The 15,983-nt window shown below is 37.8% G+C and carries 13 protein-coding genes; 3 read left to right on the top strand and 10 right to left on the bottom strand.

Annotated elements, in window-relative coordinates; genetic code table 11:
• From AO58_RS0115035 to AO58_RS0115025, 3 genes are read left to right on the top strand one after another with little or no spacing between them, the layout of a single operon-like run.
• The gene (locus AO58_RS0115035; protein ID WP_024982484.1) at positions 1 to 1,521 is read left to right on the top strand and encodes a M14 family zinc carboxypeptidase; all 1,521 of its coding nucleotides are present in this window, start codon (positions 1 to 3) and stop codon (positions 1,519 to 1,521) included.
• Positions 1,522 to 1,527: 6 nt separating this feature from the next.
• Positions 1,528 to 2,811 carry a putative porin gene (locus AO58_RS0115030; protein WP_024982483.1) on the top strand — a complete coding sequence of 428 codons (1,284 nt, stop codon included), beginning with the start codon at positions 1,528 to 1,530 and terminating at the stop codon, positions 2,809 to 2,811.
• Between the two features lie 10 nt (positions 2,812 to 2,821).
• Positions 2,822 to 3,580 carry a lamin tail domain-containing protein gene (locus AO58_RS0115025; RefSeq protein WP_024982482.1) on the top strand — a complete coding sequence of 253 codons (759 nt, stop codon included), beginning with the start codon at positions 2,822 to 2,824 and terminating at the stop codon, positions 3,578 to 3,580.
• Between the two features lie 69 nt (positions 3,581 to 3,649).
• Here AO58_RS0115025 and AO58_RS17360 read toward each other — a convergent pair whose 3' ends face one another.
• The 10 genes from AO58_RS17360 to AO58_RS0114980 all read right to left on the bottom strand — a co-directional run bounded on the left by AO58_RS17360 (position 3,650) and on the right by AO58_RS0114980 (position 14,995).
• On the bottom strand, positions 3,650 to 4,357 hold the full coding sequence (locus AO58_RS17360) for a heterodisulfide reductase-related iron-sulfur binding cluster (RefSeq protein WP_035717912.1): 708 nt from the start codon (positions 4,355 to 4,357) through the stop codon (positions 3,650 to 3,652).
• Positions 4,358 to 4,587: 230 nt separating this feature from the next.
• Entirely contained in the window at positions 4,588 to 6,687 is a 2,100-nt protein-coding gene (locus AO58_RS17355; RefSeq protein ID WP_035717921.1) for an FAD-binding and (Fe-S)-binding domain-containing protein, read from the bottom strand.
• A 358-nt stretch (positions 6,688 to 7,045) separates the two neighbouring features.
• Positions 7,046 to 7,702 carry an aspartate kinase gene (locus AO58_RS0115015; RefSeq protein ID WP_024982481.1) on the bottom strand — a complete coding sequence of 219 codons (657 nt, stop codon included), beginning with the start codon at positions 7,700 to 7,702 and terminating at the stop codon, positions 7,046 to 7,048.
• A 120-nt stretch (positions 7,703 to 7,822) separates the two neighbouring features.
• The gene (locus AO58_RS0115010; RefSeq protein WP_024982480.1) at positions 7,823 to 8,182 is read right to left on the bottom strand and encodes a YraN family protein; all 360 of its coding nucleotides are present in this window, start codon (positions 8,180 to 8,182) and stop codon (positions 7,823 to 7,825) included.
• A 470-nt stretch (positions 8,183 to 8,652) separates the two neighbouring features.
• Positions 8,653 to 9,549 (bottom strand): S66 peptidase family protein, encoded by an 897-nt coding sequence (locus tag AO58_RS0115005; protein WP_024982479.1) that lies wholly within the window; start codon positions 9,547 to 9,549, stop codon positions 8,653 to 8,655.
• 232 nt (positions 9,550 to 9,781) lie between these two features.
• Positions 9,782 to 10,204, bottom strand: coding sequence for a hypothetical protein (locus tag AO58_RS0115000; protein WP_024982478.1), 423 nt, complete (start codon positions 10,202 to 10,204; stop codon positions 9,782 to 9,784).
• 153 nt (positions 10,205 to 10,357) lie between these two features.
• Entirely contained in the window at positions 10,358 to 10,651 is a 294-nt protein-coding gene (locus AO58_RS0114995; RefSeq protein ID WP_024982477.1) for a type II toxin-antitoxin system RelE/ParE family toxin, read from the bottom strand.
• Complete coding sequence (locus AO58_RS0114990) at positions 10,648 to 10,896, bottom strand: hypothetical protein (protein ID WP_024982476.1); 249 nt, start codon at positions 10,894 to 10,896, stop codon at positions 10,648 to 10,650. Before AO58_RS0114990 ends, AO58_RS0114995 begins: the two co-directional genes overlap by 4 nt.
• 129 nt (positions 10,897 to 11,025) lie before the next feature.
• Positions 11,026 to 14,394, bottom strand: a complete 3,369-nt coding sequence (mfd, locus tag AO58_RS0114985; protein ID WP_024982475.1) for a transcription-repair coupling factor — start codon at positions 14,392 to 14,394, stop codon at positions 11,026 to 11,028.
• Positions 14,387 to 14,995, bottom strand: a complete 609-nt coding sequence (locus AO58_RS0114980; RefSeq protein ID WP_024982474.1) for a hypothetical protein — start codon at positions 14,993 to 14,995, stop codon at positions 14,387 to 14,389. The genes mfd and AO58_RS0114980 overlap by 8 nt, the downstream gene beginning before the upstream one ends.
• Between the last annotated feature and the right edge of the window lie 988 nt (positions 14,996 to 15,983).

The following is a 15,983-nucleotide window of genomic DNA, read 5'->3' as shown; positions in this document are numbered from 1 at the left end:
ATGAAAAAAACAATCCTTACCATAGTTGGTTTTCTTTTTGCCCTGAACCTCATGGCGCAAGAAAACGACATCTACTCGACCTTTTTTAAAGATCCCGAAAAGCAATTTCCTGTGCCAATTACCAATGGCAGCGATTATTATACGAGTTACAATAATGTGATCAAGTTTATCGATAATTTGGCCGTAAAATTTCCCGAAACGATGACCGTTTCCACTATTGGAAAATCACAACGAGGCAATGCAACACCCGCAATTATTTTAAACAAAAAAAGCAGTACTAACGATGCTCAAAAAGTAAAAGTAACCTTCTTAGGATGCATGCACGGTGACGAACCCATCAGTACCGACGCCATGCTCAATACGTTATACGAAATTTTGGAGAATCCCGCCTATAGTTCGTATTTGGATAAAGTAATCCTGCAAATCGTTCCGATGGTAAATGTGGATGGTCATAAAGACGAAACCCGTTTTTCAAATGATGAAACCGATTTGAACCGAAACTTAGGTATTTTGAATGTTCCTGAATCAGTCAATATCAAGAACGCTATCAATGCTTTTGATCCGCAGGTCGTGATCGATTTTCATGAATACAATCCGAATCGAAAAGATTTCTTAGATATAGATGATTGTTTGACCTCTTCATATGATGCCATGTTTTTATTTTCAGGCAATCTCAACGTAGATGCTTCCATTCGAAAAATGATCGAAACTGATTTTGTTAACCCAACGAAAGCCTTTTTAGAAAAAAATCAAAGAGTAGTCCGTAATTATTGTACTTCGCAACGCATGGACAACGAAGTCATTCTAAATATTGGCGGTATTACCTCGCGTTCAAGTGCTACCAATTATGCTTTACAAAATAGAATTTCGATTTTGATGGAAATTCGAGGGGTTACAGAGAAAGAAAAAGCAGCCAAAAGAAGAATTGAAACCTCAACCCTAGCCGCACTTTCGTACTTGGACATTGCCAATACATTAGCAGACAAGATCAAATCAACCGTTGACAAAGCCAATCAAAAAGCTGTTGAGGGCAAAACAGAGATTGTTATTGCTTCAAAACCAACGATGATTGAATCGAACTTTCAATTTGTAAATACGTGTACCAATGCCTATTCGATCTACAAATTCAAAGCCAAAGACAACATCAATCATATCGCAACAGCCACTAGAAAACGTCCTGAAGGATATGTGATTATTACCAAAAGTAAGCCACTATTCAATGTATTGAGAACCTCAGGAGTGGATTTTTCAATAACCGAAAAAGCGTACGAAATGGAAGTAGAAACGTATATCCCTGCCGCTAATGATACGTTCGAATTGCAAAAAGAAACCATGACTATTCCCGCTGGCTCCATCTTGATTAACGCCCATCAAAAAATGGGAAATACCGTGATCGACCTCTTAGAACCTGAAGGAAACAATTCATTGTATCAAAACAAGATTTTAAAAACATTACCCAATTCCGATAGGTTACGACTACTACGCGTGAATTTGAGTCAAATCGTTCAACTACAAAATTAATTTATCATGCAAAAAATATTTACTTATACCCTCGCTGCAGTATTACTCATCAGTACGTACAGTAATGCACAAGAAATAAAGGAGGCCAAAAAAACAGATTCGACCTTTATTTACAAAAATGGAGAAGGTACCTTCATCAATCTGGGTAAGAAAAACAAATCAGTGATTAATATTTCTGGGACCATTCAATCGGGTGCCGCTTTCAACAAAGCCGATAACGGAACCGATACCGAAAACACCAGCAGAATGTCGATCAATATGGCACGTATCTACTTGAACGGTTCTTTTTTGAATGACAAAGCACGAATTGGTTTGGTTACTGATTTTACTGGAACCAAAGGCCTTTTGGAAGCTTGGGTAGGACTGAATCTTTACAAAAAAAACGCCTACCTTTATTTTGGAGAAAAAAGAACGAATACCAATAATAGATTGGCTTTAGAAGACGAACGCTTTGCTCAAAACATCTCACAAACTATAGCTGGACAGTCCAATGACGGCATTGCTTATGGCGGATTGATGCAAAACTTTGTAGGCGCAACACGTGAAGGAGGTTTGTTCATTGAAACGAATTTCACAATTGGAGGAGTTAGATTGTATCCCTCAGTATCGATCACCACGGGAGATGGTCAAATTGCATTTGGTGAAAAAGCCGATTCAGGATTGAAATATGGTGGTCGTTTAGACATCATGCCTTTGGGTGATTTCATCAAAAACAATGCGTTTATTAGTCACGATTTGTACTACGAACCATCGTTAAAAGTAGCTTTTGGTGTAGCCGGCAGCTATAATGTAAAAGCCAGCGAAGCTAGAGGAAGTGGTAATGGTATCATCACTGGAATTTTTGATAAAGACGGTAAAGCGGCCTATGCTGATTACCGAAAAGTAGTAACCGATTTCATCGTCAAATACAAAGGATTTTCTTTCATTGGAGAGTATACTCATGCCTCAGTGAATGGAAAAGATTTGTACAGCAACAGCTCGGCTTCTACCCTTTTGAATGCAGAAACTTCAGCTTCTAAATACAACATGGGGTATGGCGTGAATTTACAATCATCATACGTAACCCGCAACGGATGGGCTTTTGACACTCGCGTTTCTTTCATTGAACCTGAAGTAGCATCGGTAACTTCTTTGGTCCAAAAAGAAAATTGGTACACAGTGGGTGTCAACAAATACTTAAAAAACAATGCCCTGAAAATTGGTTTGAACACCTCTTATGTGGATCGCAAAATTGAACCTACCAACACATCCAACTGGAACACCAATCTTGGTGTACAATTAACCTTCTAAAATTATGATCATGAAAAAATATTTATATATAAGCTTATTAAGTGCTGCATTCTTCACCGGTTGTTCCTCTGATTTTACAGAAGAAAAAGTAGAAATTCCAACCAATGCCTTTCAAGAATTACTAATTTCAGAAATTGCTACGTTTGTGAACACCGACAATTCCAAAAGAAATCATTACATCGAATTGTACAACGGAACAGATAATGCTATCGATTTATCCAACTACGCCATCGGTTACCAAGCGACCACTGATGAAGCGACTTTATCTGAATGGAATTTTACAGATGCCAACAATTCACTTCCATTAACTGGAACATTAGCGAGCATCAAAACCTATGTTATTGCTTCAGTACAAGCTGATCCGGCTGTGGTAAAAAGCGATGTAACTTGGGGTACAACAAGTTCCGCTAATGCTAGCGCCAGTTTACCTTTGCAGTTAAGTGGAAACAGCGCTATCGCTTTATTGAAAAAAGATGCCGCGGGAACTCATACCATCAATGGTGCAAAATATAAAATTATCGATGTGTTTGGAAGTCCAAAAGTAGCCCGAGTTACAGCGGCTACTTCATCTTCTCGAAACAACTTTATTTGGTCAATCGCAGGAGAATCCGCTGAAACCCGAAACAATACATTTTGGAGAAAGAAAACCGTGACCAAACCTAATACCGATTGGTCGGTTTCTAAAGGAACTACTGCTACCGATTCAGAATGGAACATCTCTGCACCAAGAACATGGGATTATTCTAATATTGGATCTTATTCTAATTAAATCCAAAAAAATATCAAAGAAGCCAGGAATTTTGCTGGCTTCTTTGCTTTATAAACCTTTCAAATCTTCTTATCGCGTCACTTCTTCAATCAAATAAAAAATAGAAGTAAACGATATTCCGCTGGATTTTTCTAAACCAATTTCACACGTTCTACTGGTTGAATATCCACTAGTACAATTACTCGGTATTTGATTTTTAATATCTCTTAATCCGTGTTCGTTTAACTCAGGAATCAAGAAACCACGGTCACCTGCAAAGCCACAACAGTTGCTGTCAATCATCGTTACGTCCTCAGCACAATAGTGCGCCAAAGCCAATAATTGCTCCATTTTTCCGATTTTCTTTACCGAACAAACAGGGAAAATAGTCACTGCTTCCTTTTTCTTTTTTACGGTTAATTTGGGTAGGACAAAGTCCAACATAAAGGCAATTGGGTCAACAATTTTCAAATTGCTGGTGAATTCTTCTTTAGAATGGTAAAAACAAGGACTCATATCGTACAAAATCGGATACTTGCCATTCTCTGAAACACGAAGCAAATCAGCTTCTAAAAGTTGGGATTGTTTATGATTCACGGCAACAAAACCTTTGCTCGAAAAAGGCATTCCACAACAATGCGCATCCAATTCTTTTGGATAAATAATGGTATAACCCGCCCGCACCAACAACTGATGGGTCAATGCTGTGAGTTGTAAGTCTTCTTCTTTTTGAAATTCGTTTTTCCCCATCGCACGGTTGATGCAGGAAGGGAAATACACTACTTTTAAATCAGCCATATTTATATTGCTTTTTGGCCACAAATTCACGAATTAATTTTTTGATTATAATTCACCGCAAATTCGCAAATTACTCTAATACATATTCACTTGCCAAGAATGCACTAATTAATCTCCAATCTGTTTTACCGCTAATTCACAGATTATTTTTATTCTTACATAAATTAAAATCTGCGAATCAGTGGCTATTTTTTTTAAATCAATTCGTGAATTCGTGGCCAATCTTTCGTTTACTTAATTTTATCCGCTCCTTTCGGGATTTGAGGAATCCATTTAGGAATATTGCCTCCTGAAATCCAATGTAATCCACTAGAAATCGATGACATAACTCTCGTCCCAAAAACCGAGTGAAAAAACGAAACTACTTTTAATCCCGCTCGCATTATCGCGGTGGTACTTTCCATATTTGAACCTATGTAGTCGGCCACTTTCTTTTGAGTATCCGTAATCGCATCGGCTCGCCAGTGTTTGACAAACTTACCCGTATCAATGTGAACAGGACAAGCCAAAGCACACAAACCATCGGTAGCACAAGTTTCATCCAGTTGATAAGTAACATCTTTCCGAATGTCTGACAATCGTTGCGGGTCGTCATTAGTTGCTTCTAATCGGCTGATTTCTCTAGCAATAACAATGCGTTGTCTGGGAGAAAGGGTCAATCCTTCGGAGACACAATGCGGTTCACAGAATCCACATTCCATGCATTTATCAATAATATCGTGAGATTCTGGTAAAGGTTTTAAGTGTTTCAAATGCGCTTTTGGATCGGGATTGATCAAAACATCGGGATTGATTTGGTTCTTGGGATCAAAGATCTTCTTAATGCGTTTCATAATGCCATAAGCCGCCGCTCCCCATTCTTTTTCCACAAAAGGTGCCATATTACGTCCCGTTCCATGTTCTGCCTTTAAAGAACCTCCAAATTGATCCACAACAATTATCGCCAATTCGGCCATTAAATCTTCATAGCGTTGCACTTCCTTCGGATTCGAGAAATCTTGCGAAAACACAAAATGCAAATTTCCTTCTAACGCGTGTCCAAACAAAACCGCGTCGTAGTATTCGTATTTTTTGAATAAGGCTTTTAGTGCCACACAAGCTTCTGCCAATTGCGGTAGCGGAAAAGCCACATCTTCAATAATCACTGTGGTTCCTGTTTTTCGTAAACCGCCTACCGTTGGTAACAAACCTTTTCTGGCCTTCCAATTAAAATAATATTGTTTGGGTTCTGATGTGAATTCATAATCCGTAAAAGTCGGTATACTCACAATTTGAGCTTTCACTTGTTGTTGTTTTTGCAACAACACTTCTTTATCATTGTCTCTACATTCAACCAATAAAGCACAAGCGTCTTCGTGTAACGTTTTAAAATAATCAGGTGCTTCGGAATCATTTTCTACCGAGCGAATGGAATCTCTGTCTAGCAATTCTACGGCGGCAACAGGACTTGATTTCAACAAAATCGTCGCGTTACAAGCATCCTGAATCGAATTGAAAATCAACAACGAGCAAGATTTATGCTTTTCGTCTACAACCGTCTTGAAAGTCACATTCGAGATAAACGCCAAAGTCCCTTCAGAGCCCACCATCAAATGCTTAATGATTTCAATAGGGTCTTCATAATCCACCAAAGCATTGATGCTGTAGCCCGTAGTATTTTTGATTTTAAATTTCTGACGAATGCGCTCCTCCAAAGCCGGATTCGCTGTAATTGTATGTCGCAAGTCTTTAATTTCCTCAATTAAATGCGCCTGAGTTTCATAAAACGAAGCCACACTTTCCGCATCGGCTGTATCTAGGACTGTCCCGTCGTGCAAAATCATTCGAATATCAGCAATGGTTTTATACGAATTCTGAGCCGTTCCGCAGCACATCCCGCTGGCGTTGTTGGCTACAATTCCACCAATCATCGCCGCACCAATTGATGCAGGGTCGGGACCAATTTTTAGCCCGTGTGGCGCCAAAAATGTATTCGCTCTAGCGCCTACAATTCCGGGTTCTAGCTTTATCTTTTGCTTGTCATCTAGTAATTCGTAGTGCTTCCAGCCGTGCGTCGCCACGACCAAAACCGAGTCCGTTATCGCTTGTCCCGACAAACTCGTTCCCGCCGCTCGAAACGTCAGGGCAATATTCAAGGCATTTGCCGCTTTGATAATCGCCACCACTTCAGCTTCAGCATGTACCAAAAGCACCATCTTCGGAATCAACCGATAAAAACTCGCATCCGTTCCATAAGCCAAGGTTTGCAAAGGATTCGTCAATATACGCCCCGAGTCGAGCACAGCTGAAATTTGGTCTTTAAACTTTTGATAAGAAGGAGATAATGACATTATATAATTTTTAAACCACAATTAAAGCAGGTAAATTTAAGCATTAGTTGTTGTCGCAGCACAAAAAAATCAGATGCATTATTTTTTTTAGAAGCAGTAAAAATAGGCTTTATCAAAAGGCAAAGTCCCGCTGTCCTTCCTATCTTTTTTTAGCGCTATTCGGTTTGAAAAACCGCCTAGCCCTAAAAAAAGGATATTCCCTCCCATCGGGGCTAAAGACCAACATTTGGCCTATTTATCGGCAACTCAAACTTCATGTTTATCGCCTTGAAGTAGTAGAATTTTTCCATAAAAAAAGCTTCTTAAGACCTGAACGGTTTTAAGAAGCTTTGTTACATAACTATTTTAGGGCGTATGCCTAATTCTTCAAGTCTTTGATCACTTTAAAAGCAACATCTACCTCATCTTCGCTCACCAAAATAGTAAACTCATTAGAAGTTGAAATCACCTCGTTGATAATGACTCCTTCCCAGGCCAAACGCTGAAATATAAAGTAATAAATTCCAGGAACAACAATGTTTTCTTTGGGTAATTTAACCGTGATCGAAGCCAAATTTTCTAATTTCTGAATCAATTTTTCGTTAGTAAAATGCTTGTCTACCAAATGATTCACACTATTACTCACTACAATATTCGTCTCATTTACTCCACGAGAAGAGGTGTAAAAAATATCCGAAAACGTATTGATATCCGTAATTAAATCCGCTTGTTTGTTCAAAACCGTATCCGATGCCGCAAAAGTGTAATCCGTCAGCTCTGAACGCACCGTGATTTCACCAATATTGCGAATCACTTTATTGATTTTGTGATTCAATTTAAAATCCAATTCCTCCGTTAATCGTTTCAAGGCCATCACCACAGCGCCTTGTTTTACTTCTTTACCAAAATCACTTTCCAGCTCGGTCATAATATTCCGAGACAAAGACGTCAAATTGATAATGCCCATCGAAAGTGCATTCAATAAAAAAGGTTTGGTTTTGATGTAATTTTCAACAATAGATGAAACGGTTTTCATAACAAAGTCATTTTTTAAATGGATAAAAAGAAAAATATTTAACTGACAAAATGTGTTAAAATATTTTGCAAATATAAATAAAAAACAAAATGTTACAAATGTAACAAAGGATTTTTTCCATTAAAAATGATAAAAAGCATCGGTAAGGTGTTCAATTGCAAAGGATTCCTTTTCTTTTTGGATCGCAATAATGTCAAATCTCACATTTACATCGATTGCGTTGAGGGTCACATAAGCATCAACAGCTTTTACTAATAATTGGATTTTTTTTGGTTTTACAAAGTCCTGAGGCAATCCAAACTCGATAGAAGACCTTGTTTTGACCTCAACAACGGCCAAAACATCTTCTTTTTGAGCCAAAATATCAATCTCCGCCTTCTGAAAAATCCAATTCGTTGCTAAAATCGTGTACCCTTCTTTTTTCAGAAAATCAACCGCTAGCTCCTCGCCTAGTTTTCCTAATTCGTTATGTGCTGCCATATTTTAAATCAAAATCCTTATGAAATTTTAAACATATAAGTCACTTCAGTTTTTTTAAAAACCATAAAAGGCATTGAAGGTCATTTAAGATTTGAATAGGAATGTGCATTATCCCATTCATTATAATGCAAACCCAAATCAGACTTTAGCCAAAATACAGCATAATTTGGGCTAAAGCCTTTCTAAATTCAAATTAAAAAACATCCCGCTAAAGCAGGATGCAATTGATGATTTTGACAATAATTACTTTCGCTATTTCAATCTGTTGAATCTATGTTTGAACCATATAAGAAGACAGTCATTTAGAAAACTGATTATTGACAATTACCCGAGTAAAAGAAAACCATCTTTCTTAGTGAGCCTTGTGCCTACCTTTGTGACCTTCGTGGTTAAAACCCAACTTATATGCCCTTCAATTATGGTTCAATAAAAAATAGAAACTTATATGACTTCTATGTTTAAACCAAAAACTATTCAAAAACCACAGTAGAGCCTGTAGCGGTAACTTCAAGTGTAATGGTGTTTCCCAAAATCAACGCGCGATTGTCCTTAATATGCCCCGCTGGGAAATTATACACCACGGGAATGTTATAGGATTTGGTTACATCTTCAATAATTTCAAGCGCATTTTTGCCCCAAGGGATATCGTTATCCTTCATTTTGGTCATACCGCCTACGATAATTCCTTTGATGCTTTCCAAACAACCGTTGCGTTTCAAATTCATCATCATACGGTCGATGTGGTACAAATACTCATCCAAATCTTCGATAAAAAGAATTTTATCCGAACAATCAATAGCAGAAGGTGAACCAAACAAACTATACAAAATCGATAAATTCCCACCTACCAATTCTCCTTTGGCTTTGCCCAAACGATTCATTGCAGTAGGTTCAATAGTGTAGGCTAAAGGTTGTCCAAACAAGGCTTTGTACAAAGTAGCAATCGAATCTGGAGCGGTTCTAGGAATACTCACAGGCATCGTTCCGTGAATGGTTTTGTAGCCCAACGTATTCAAATGATTGTGTAAAACCGTAACATCACTAAATCCTACTATCCATTTAGGGTGCTTTTTGAAAGTTGAAAAATCCAATAAATCAATCATTCTCACCGTTCCGTAACCGCCGCGAGCGCACCAAATAGCTTTAATGTTAGGATTATCCATTTGCTTTTGAAAATCGGCAGCACGTTGCGCATCTGTCCCCGCCAATTGATTTTGGTCTAAACCAATGGTGCTTCCAATCACCACTTCGAGCCCCCAACTGTGCAATAAATCGATAGTTGGTTGTAAATTATCCTCAATGTTTTTTCGAGCGGTAGCTACAATGGCAATAGTATCTCCTTTTTGAAGCGTAGGTGGTGTAATCATCTTTTTTTGAGCTTGAGCATTAGTAAAAGTACATACATAAAACAAGAGCGCCAAAACTGCACGCACAGGAGTCAAGAAACAGAACGGTTTCTTATGTATCTGAGCATCGTAGTTGAAGTGGGGTGAGATTGGCATTCGAACGGATTATAAAAACAAAGATATACATTTCTAAAAAATGCCATACCATAATATTGTAATCGAAGAAAAATAAGAGCAAAATGAGTCAACTAGATTAAAGATCTCGCTCTGTTACCATAAAACTTGGAGCAAAATTCTTTTTCTTAATAAAGAAAAGTGGAAAAAACGGAATCCAAATCAAAGTTAGATTTATTTTACCCGCAAAAAATACTTGAAGGAAAAAGGAAAACAAAACTAACCCAATCATAATTCCTAAGAACAATTTATAGGTAACACTTGGATTGATGGTAAGGACTTTGGTTTTCTCATAACGCAACTCAAATTCGGTTTCGTGGGTTGTCACTTCGTTTTTAATCGTGACTGTATGTTTACCATTCGGCAACCGAAACTCCATTCGATTGTTTTGATAATTCATAGGCATGAAGTCGCCATTATTGAGGCGTACTTCATACCTATTGTTCTTATTAAAAATGCCTGCACTTTTGGACATTCTTACGATAAGGGTACTTTCGGTCATAGCTTTGGTTGTTAACTAGATTCAAATATAGAAATTTATCTTGTTAAAAAAACTACTTCTGCCCTCCCAACAATTCAATCAACTCCAAATAGCTACGGGTGGTTTTGGCATTATCGAAAGTGTGTATAAAAATTAATTTAAATGAGTTTGAATTTAATAGTTATCCAACTTCTTGGGGTTTTGTCTTCCGTCAAAAACATCCAAAATAATAACACGATCAGCTGTTCTTTCATATAGTATCTTGTAACTCCAAATACTAATGTGACGAAATTTTTGCTTGTTGATTATTGGATCAATAGCGTATTCAAAATTATCGTTTTTTAAAGTTTCTGCTAGATCAATGATTTTATTCACTACCATTACGGCATTTTGAGGGCTATCTTTGAGAATATAATAGTAAATAGAAGCCAGTGAATTGGATGCTTCTTCGGACCAAAGCAAAATCATTTTTTAATAGAAAAAATACGCTTTCTGACTTCCTCTGTAGTAACGGTTTTTGCTCCATTAGCAATAGACTCGCTAATAGATTCAATATGATTTATATATTGATTTTTGGTTAACGGTTTACCATCAATCGTATGAGCAACAATATAATTCCCATTTAAAACCCTATCAATTTCATCCAAAAGGCTGTCATCTTGAATGCTTTGTAGTTTTTGGATAATCTTGGTTTTATGTTGCTCTAAATTCATTATTAAATTTTTAGTGAAGTAAAGTTATTAAAAAATGAAATAGCCTTTAGCTAAAACTCCATTAATTTTGAATAAAGCCCATTCCTATTCATTTTTGTCTAAAAAATTGAAATCGGTTTTTAAAAATTATTACTCCCCTCCCAACAATTCCATCAATTCCAAACATCTACGGGTGGTTTTGGCATTATCGAAAGTAAGTAACAAACGAAGGCCTGCTGGGGTTTGCTTTTCTTTCATTTTGCATAGATTAGGATGCTTTTGTACAAAATCCAAGACTTTATTGAAGCGATTCGATTGGTAAAAATCCGATTGTTGGTCGGAAACAAAATACCCAATCATTTTGCCTTGTTTTAGTACTAGTTTTTCGATGCCTACGCGGGTGGCAATCCACTTAATGCGAATGCTATTCATTAAGGCATTGGCTCTTGCTGGCAAAGGGCCAAATCGGTCTATCAACTTGTTAATGAAAACGGTCAGTTCTTCTTCGTTTTTGACTTCTCCTAATTCGTTGTAAAGCAGCAATCGCTCCGAAACGGTATTGATGTATTCATCTGGGAATAACAACTCAAAATCGGTGTCGAGTTGCAGGTCTTTGACGTATTGTTTGGTTTCGATGTTGTTCTCTTCGGGATATAGGTCTTTGAATTCATTCTCCTTGAGTTCCTCGATGGCTTCGTTCATAATTTTTTGATAGGTATCAAAGCCAATCTCATTGATGAAACCACTTTGTTCCCCGCCCAGTAAATCTCCAGCGCCACGAATCTCTAAATCCTTCATCGCAATATTGAAACCACTACCCAATTCGCTAAATTGTTCCAAGGCTTGGATGCGTTTTCGAGCTTCCTCGGTCATTGCAGAATACGGTGGACAAATGAAATAACAAAACGCTTTTTTATTGCTTCGTCCTACACGTCCGCGCATTTGGTGCAAATCCGAGAGTCCAAAATTATTGGCATTATTAATGAAAATGGTATTCGCATTGGGCACATCCAATCCGCTTTCGATGATGGTGGTAGCCACCAAAACATCGAATTCACCGTTCATAAACGCCAACATTAATTCTTCGAGTTTCTTGCCATCCATTTGCCCGTGACCAATGCCTACTCGTGCATTAGGCACCAAACGCTGAATCATACCAGCAATTTCTTTAATATTTTCAATACGGTTATTGATGAAATACACCTGACCATTGCGCTGAATTTCATACGAAATCGCATCTCGAATGGTTTCTTCATTAAAGCCAACCACGTGCGTTTCTATGGGATAACGATTGGGCGGTGGCGTAGTAATTACCGATAAATCTCTGGCCGCCATCAACGAAAACTGCAAGGTTCTTGGAATAGGCGTTGCGGTAAGGGTAAGCGTATCTACATTAGCTGCAATGGTTTTGAGTTTGTCTTTTACATTTACCCCAAACTTTTGCTCTTCGTCTACAATTAATAAACCTAAATCTTTAAAGACCACATTTTTGTTGACCAATTGATGCGTACCAATAAGAATATCTAATTTCCCCTCGGCGAGTTGCTTTAGGGTTTCTGCTTTTTGCTTGGCGGTTCTAAAACGGTTCAAATAGCCCACTGTTACAGGCATATCTTTCAATCGCTCGCTAAACGTTCGGAAATGTTGGTAGGCCAAAATCGTGGTTGGCACCAAAACCGCCACTTGTTTGCTATTGTCCACGGCTTTGAAAGCAGCACGAATCGCCACTTCGGTTTTACCAAAACCTACATCACCACAAACCAATCGGTCCATAGGGCGTTCGCTTTCCATATCGGCTTTGACATCCTGAGTCGATTTTACTTGGTCGGGCGTGTCTTCGTAAATAAATGAACTTTCCAACTCGTTTTGTAAATAACTATCGGGCGCAAATTGAAAGCCTTTTTCCAAGCGACGTTTGGCGTACAACTGAATCAAATTGAACGCAATATGTTTGACTCTCGCCTTGGTTTTTTGCTTTAAAACTTTCCAAGCATTCGAGCCTAATTTGTAGATTTTGGGTGGCGTTCCGTCTTTGCCGTTGTATTTCGAAATTTTGTGCAACGAATGAATACTCACATACACAATATCATTATCGGCATACACCAACTTAATCGCTTCCTGGGTTTTGCCTTCGACTTGTATTTTTTGCAAGCCTCCGAATTTCCCAATTCCGTGGTCAATATGCGTCACGTAATCGCCTACCGAAAGCGCTGTTAATTCTTTAAGGGTAATGTTTTGCTTTTTAGAATAACCGTTTTTGATACTGAATTTGTGATAGCGTTCAAAAATCTGGTGGTCGGTGTAACAAGCAATTTGATTTTCTTCGTCGATAAAACCTTGATACATTGGCAACACAATGGTGTGGTATTGCTTTCGTATGTTTTCGGCATTGGCTTCGTCTAATGACTCAAAAATATCGTGAAAGCGCTTTACTTGTCCGTCATTGGAACAAAACAAATAATTTTTGTAGCCGTTAAAATGATTTACGTTCAGGTTATTCAATAACAAATCGAATTGTTTGTTGAATGACGGCTGTGGCTGAATATGAAATGAAAAGTCGTTTGCGATTTTAAACACTGCTTTGCTCCCCCATTCGACCACCGAAAAATCCAAAGCGCGCTTGATGAAACTCGCTTGATTCAAGAACAATTGCTCGGGTGTGGAGCGCTTGATTTCTTGGGATAATTTTGCGAAAGCTTCTTCGGCTTTACTAAAATGTTTGTCTAAATCGGCCAACATCAATTCGGTATTTTGAATAAAAATTACCGTTTGAGGCGAAATATAATCCAGAAAAGATTCTCGATTTTCCTGAAAAAAAGAGTTTTCTACATTGGGAATAATCGTGATTTTTTTCTTGGTTTCAATGGACAATTGGGTGGCCACATCAAAGGTTCGAATGCTTTCTACCTCGTTGCCAAAAAACTCGATGCGGTACGGATTATCATTCGAAAATGAAAATACGTCTACGATTCCTCCACGCACGGAAAACTCTCCGGGTTCGGTAATAAAATCAACTCTTTTGAACTCGTATTCAAACAACACCTCGTTAATAAAATCGATAGAAATCTTATCATTGACCGCAACTTTCAAAGTGTTTTTGTCTAATTCCTTTCGGGTAACCACTTTTTCAAAAAGCGCTTCGGGATAGGTGACAATCACGGCAGGTTTTTTACGCGAATTGATGCGGTTCAACACCTCAGCGCGCAACAACACATTGGCGTTGTCCGTTTCTTCTATTTGATACGGTCTTCGGAAAGAGGCGGGATAAAAAAGTACGTCTTTTTCGCCCACCAATTGCTCCATATCGTTCAAGTAGTATGCTGCTTCCTCTTTGTTATTGAACACCAATAAAAAAGGCAATTCGGTTTGCGTAAACAAAGAACGCGTCACAAATGAAAAAGCAGAACCCAACAAACCTGTCAAATGCAATTTGATGGCAGGTTGTGCCGTCAAACTAGCACTTATTTGGATACACTTAGGTGATTTCTCGTAGGTACTGTATAAAATAGGCTTACTCAATGCGTGATGTATTTGAAGGTAAAGTAACCGTTGATGGGATGGCTCTAGCGGTATCTTTGATCATTTGCAACATTTCGGTTTCACCAAATTCAATCGGAATCTTCAATTTCATGTCCACTTTATCCATTTCGCGTTGCAACGCAATGAGTTCTAAGTTGATTTCGGTGATTTGGCGTACCACTTTTTGCGCTGGTATTTGTGACAAATGCAAATACATGTCTAGCAAACTCACATTGGTGAGTAGAATGGAAATCCTACTTTTGATAGAAGGCGTATTGTATTGATCCGGAATATTGTCTTTCATCTCCGTTACCTTTTTGGTCAGCGCTTTCGATTTTTTTTGAAAAGCACTAATCGAACTCTTCGGTTTCTGCGACAATTCGTCCATAAACGTGCGCCACTGACTCCAAAACGAAAGACTATTTTGCGCTACATCATTAACCGGAGCACTTTGAAAATTCCACCCTTTGTTGATTGTTTTAAAAATAACTTCTTTTCGTTGGGCTTCTTTTTTTTGAGCTTCCAGTCGGAGTTTGTTGTCATCGTTACAAGAAGACAAAGAAATTAGGGCTATAAAAAGGAACCAGATGGGTTGTTTCATTTGAAAAATAAATTAAAGGCTCAAAGTTACAAAGTAAATTTTAGTTATCAGTTTTCAGCTTTAGGTTTTCAGCCACGAATGCACCAATAATTATTAAATCAGAATTGGCAATCCCTGATGAATTCGTTTCCTATTTACACACCCAATTGTCCCAAAAAAATTCGTGAATTCGTGGCCAAAAAAAATTAGCTACAAAAAAGAACCGTAGGTTCGACCATATTGTAGGGATGGATTTTAATCCGTCCTATTTTGAAAACATTTCAAAAAAAAGCCACGATTGCACCAATAATTAGTAAATCAGAATTGGCAATCCCTGATGAATTCGTTTCCTATTTACACACCAATTATCCCAAAAAAAATTCGTGAATTCGTGGCCAAAAAAAATTAGCTACAAAAAAGAACCGTAGGTTCGACCATATTGTAGGGATGGATTTTAATCCGTCCTATTTTGAAAACATTTCAAAAAAAAGCCACGAGCACCAATAATTATTAAATCAGAATTGGCAATCCCTGATGAATTCGTTTCCTATTTACACACCCAATTGTCCCAAAAAAATTCGTGAATTCGTGGCCAAAAAAAATTAGCTACAAAAAAGAACCGTAGGTTCGACCATATTGTAGGGATGGATTTTAATCCGTCCTATTTTGAAAACATTTCAAAAAAAAGCCACGAATTCACCAATAATTATTAAATCAGAATTGGCAATGCCTGATGAATTCGTTTCCTATTTGCACACCAATTATTCCAAAAAAAATCGTGAATTCGTGGCTAAAAAAATTAGCTGCAAAAAAGAACCGTAGTTTCAACCATATTATAAGGATGGATTTTAATCCGTCCTATTTTGAAAACATTTAAAAAAAAGCCACGAATGCACCAATTCTAATTGAATCAGAACGTATGAATTCTTTTCCTATTTACACACCCAATTATCCCAAAAAAAATTTGTGAATTCGTGGCCAAAAAAAAAGCCCGATCCAAGATCGAGCT

This window comes from Flavobacterium succinicans LMG 10402 (assembly GCF_000611675.1).
Taxonomy (GTDB): domain Bacteria; phylum Bacteroidota; class Bacteroidia; order Flavobacteriales; family Flavobacteriaceae; genus Flavobacterium; species Flavobacterium succinicans.
Note: the sequence above shows the minus strand (reverse complement) of the source record. Positions and strands in the feature narration are given on the sequence as shown.

Excerpts from the sequence above, each read along its gene's own strand:
- AO58_RS0115035 (WP_024982484.1), top strand. The coding sequence starts at position 1 with ATGAAAAAAACAATCCTTACCATAGTTGGTTTTCTTTTTGCCCTGAAC.
- AO58_RS0115030 (WP_024982483.1), top strand. The coding sequence starts at position 1,528 with ATGCAAAAAATATTTACTTATACCCTCGCTGCAGTATTACTCATCAGT.
- AO58_RS0115025 (WP_024982482.1), top strand. The coding sequence starts at position 2,822 with ATGAAAAAATATTTATATATAAGCTTATTAAGTGCTGCATTCTTCACC.
- AO58_RS17360 (WP_035717912.1), bottom strand. The coding sequence starts at position 4,357 with ATGGCTGATTTAAAAGTAGTGTATTTCCCTTCCTGCATCAACCGTGCG.
- AO58_RS17355 (WP_035717921.1), bottom strand. The coding sequence starts at position 6,687 with ATGTCATTATCTCCTTCTTATCAAAAGTTTAAAGACCAAATTTCAGCT.
- AO58_RS0115015 (WP_024982481.1), bottom strand. The coding sequence starts at position 7,702 with ATGAAAACCGTTTCATCTATTGTTGAAAATTACATCAAAACCAAACCT.
- AO58_RS0115010 (WP_024982480.1), bottom strand. The coding sequence starts at position 8,182 with ATGGCAGCACATAACGAATTAGGAAAACTAGGCGAGGAGCTAGCGGTT.
- AO58_RS0115005 (WP_024982479.1), bottom strand. The coding sequence starts at position 9,549 with ATGATTACACCACCTACGCTTCAAAAAGGAGATACTATTGCCATTGTA.
- AO58_RS0115000 (WP_024982478.1), bottom strand. The coding sequence starts at position 10,204 with ATGACCGAAAGTACCCTTATCGTAAGAATGTCCAAAAGTGCAGGCATT.
- AO58_RS0114995 (WP_024982477.1), bottom strand. The coding sequence starts at position 10,651 with ATGATTTTGCTTTGGTCCGAAGAAGCATCCAATTCACTGGCTTCTATT.
- AO58_RS0114990 (WP_024982476.1), bottom strand. The coding sequence starts at position 10,896 with ATGAATTTAGAGCAACATAAAACCAAGATTATCCAAAAACTACAAAGC.
- AO58_RS0114980 (WP_024982474.1), bottom strand. The coding sequence starts at position 14,995 with ATGAAACAACCCATCTGGTTCCTTTTTATAGCCCTAATTTCTTTGTCT.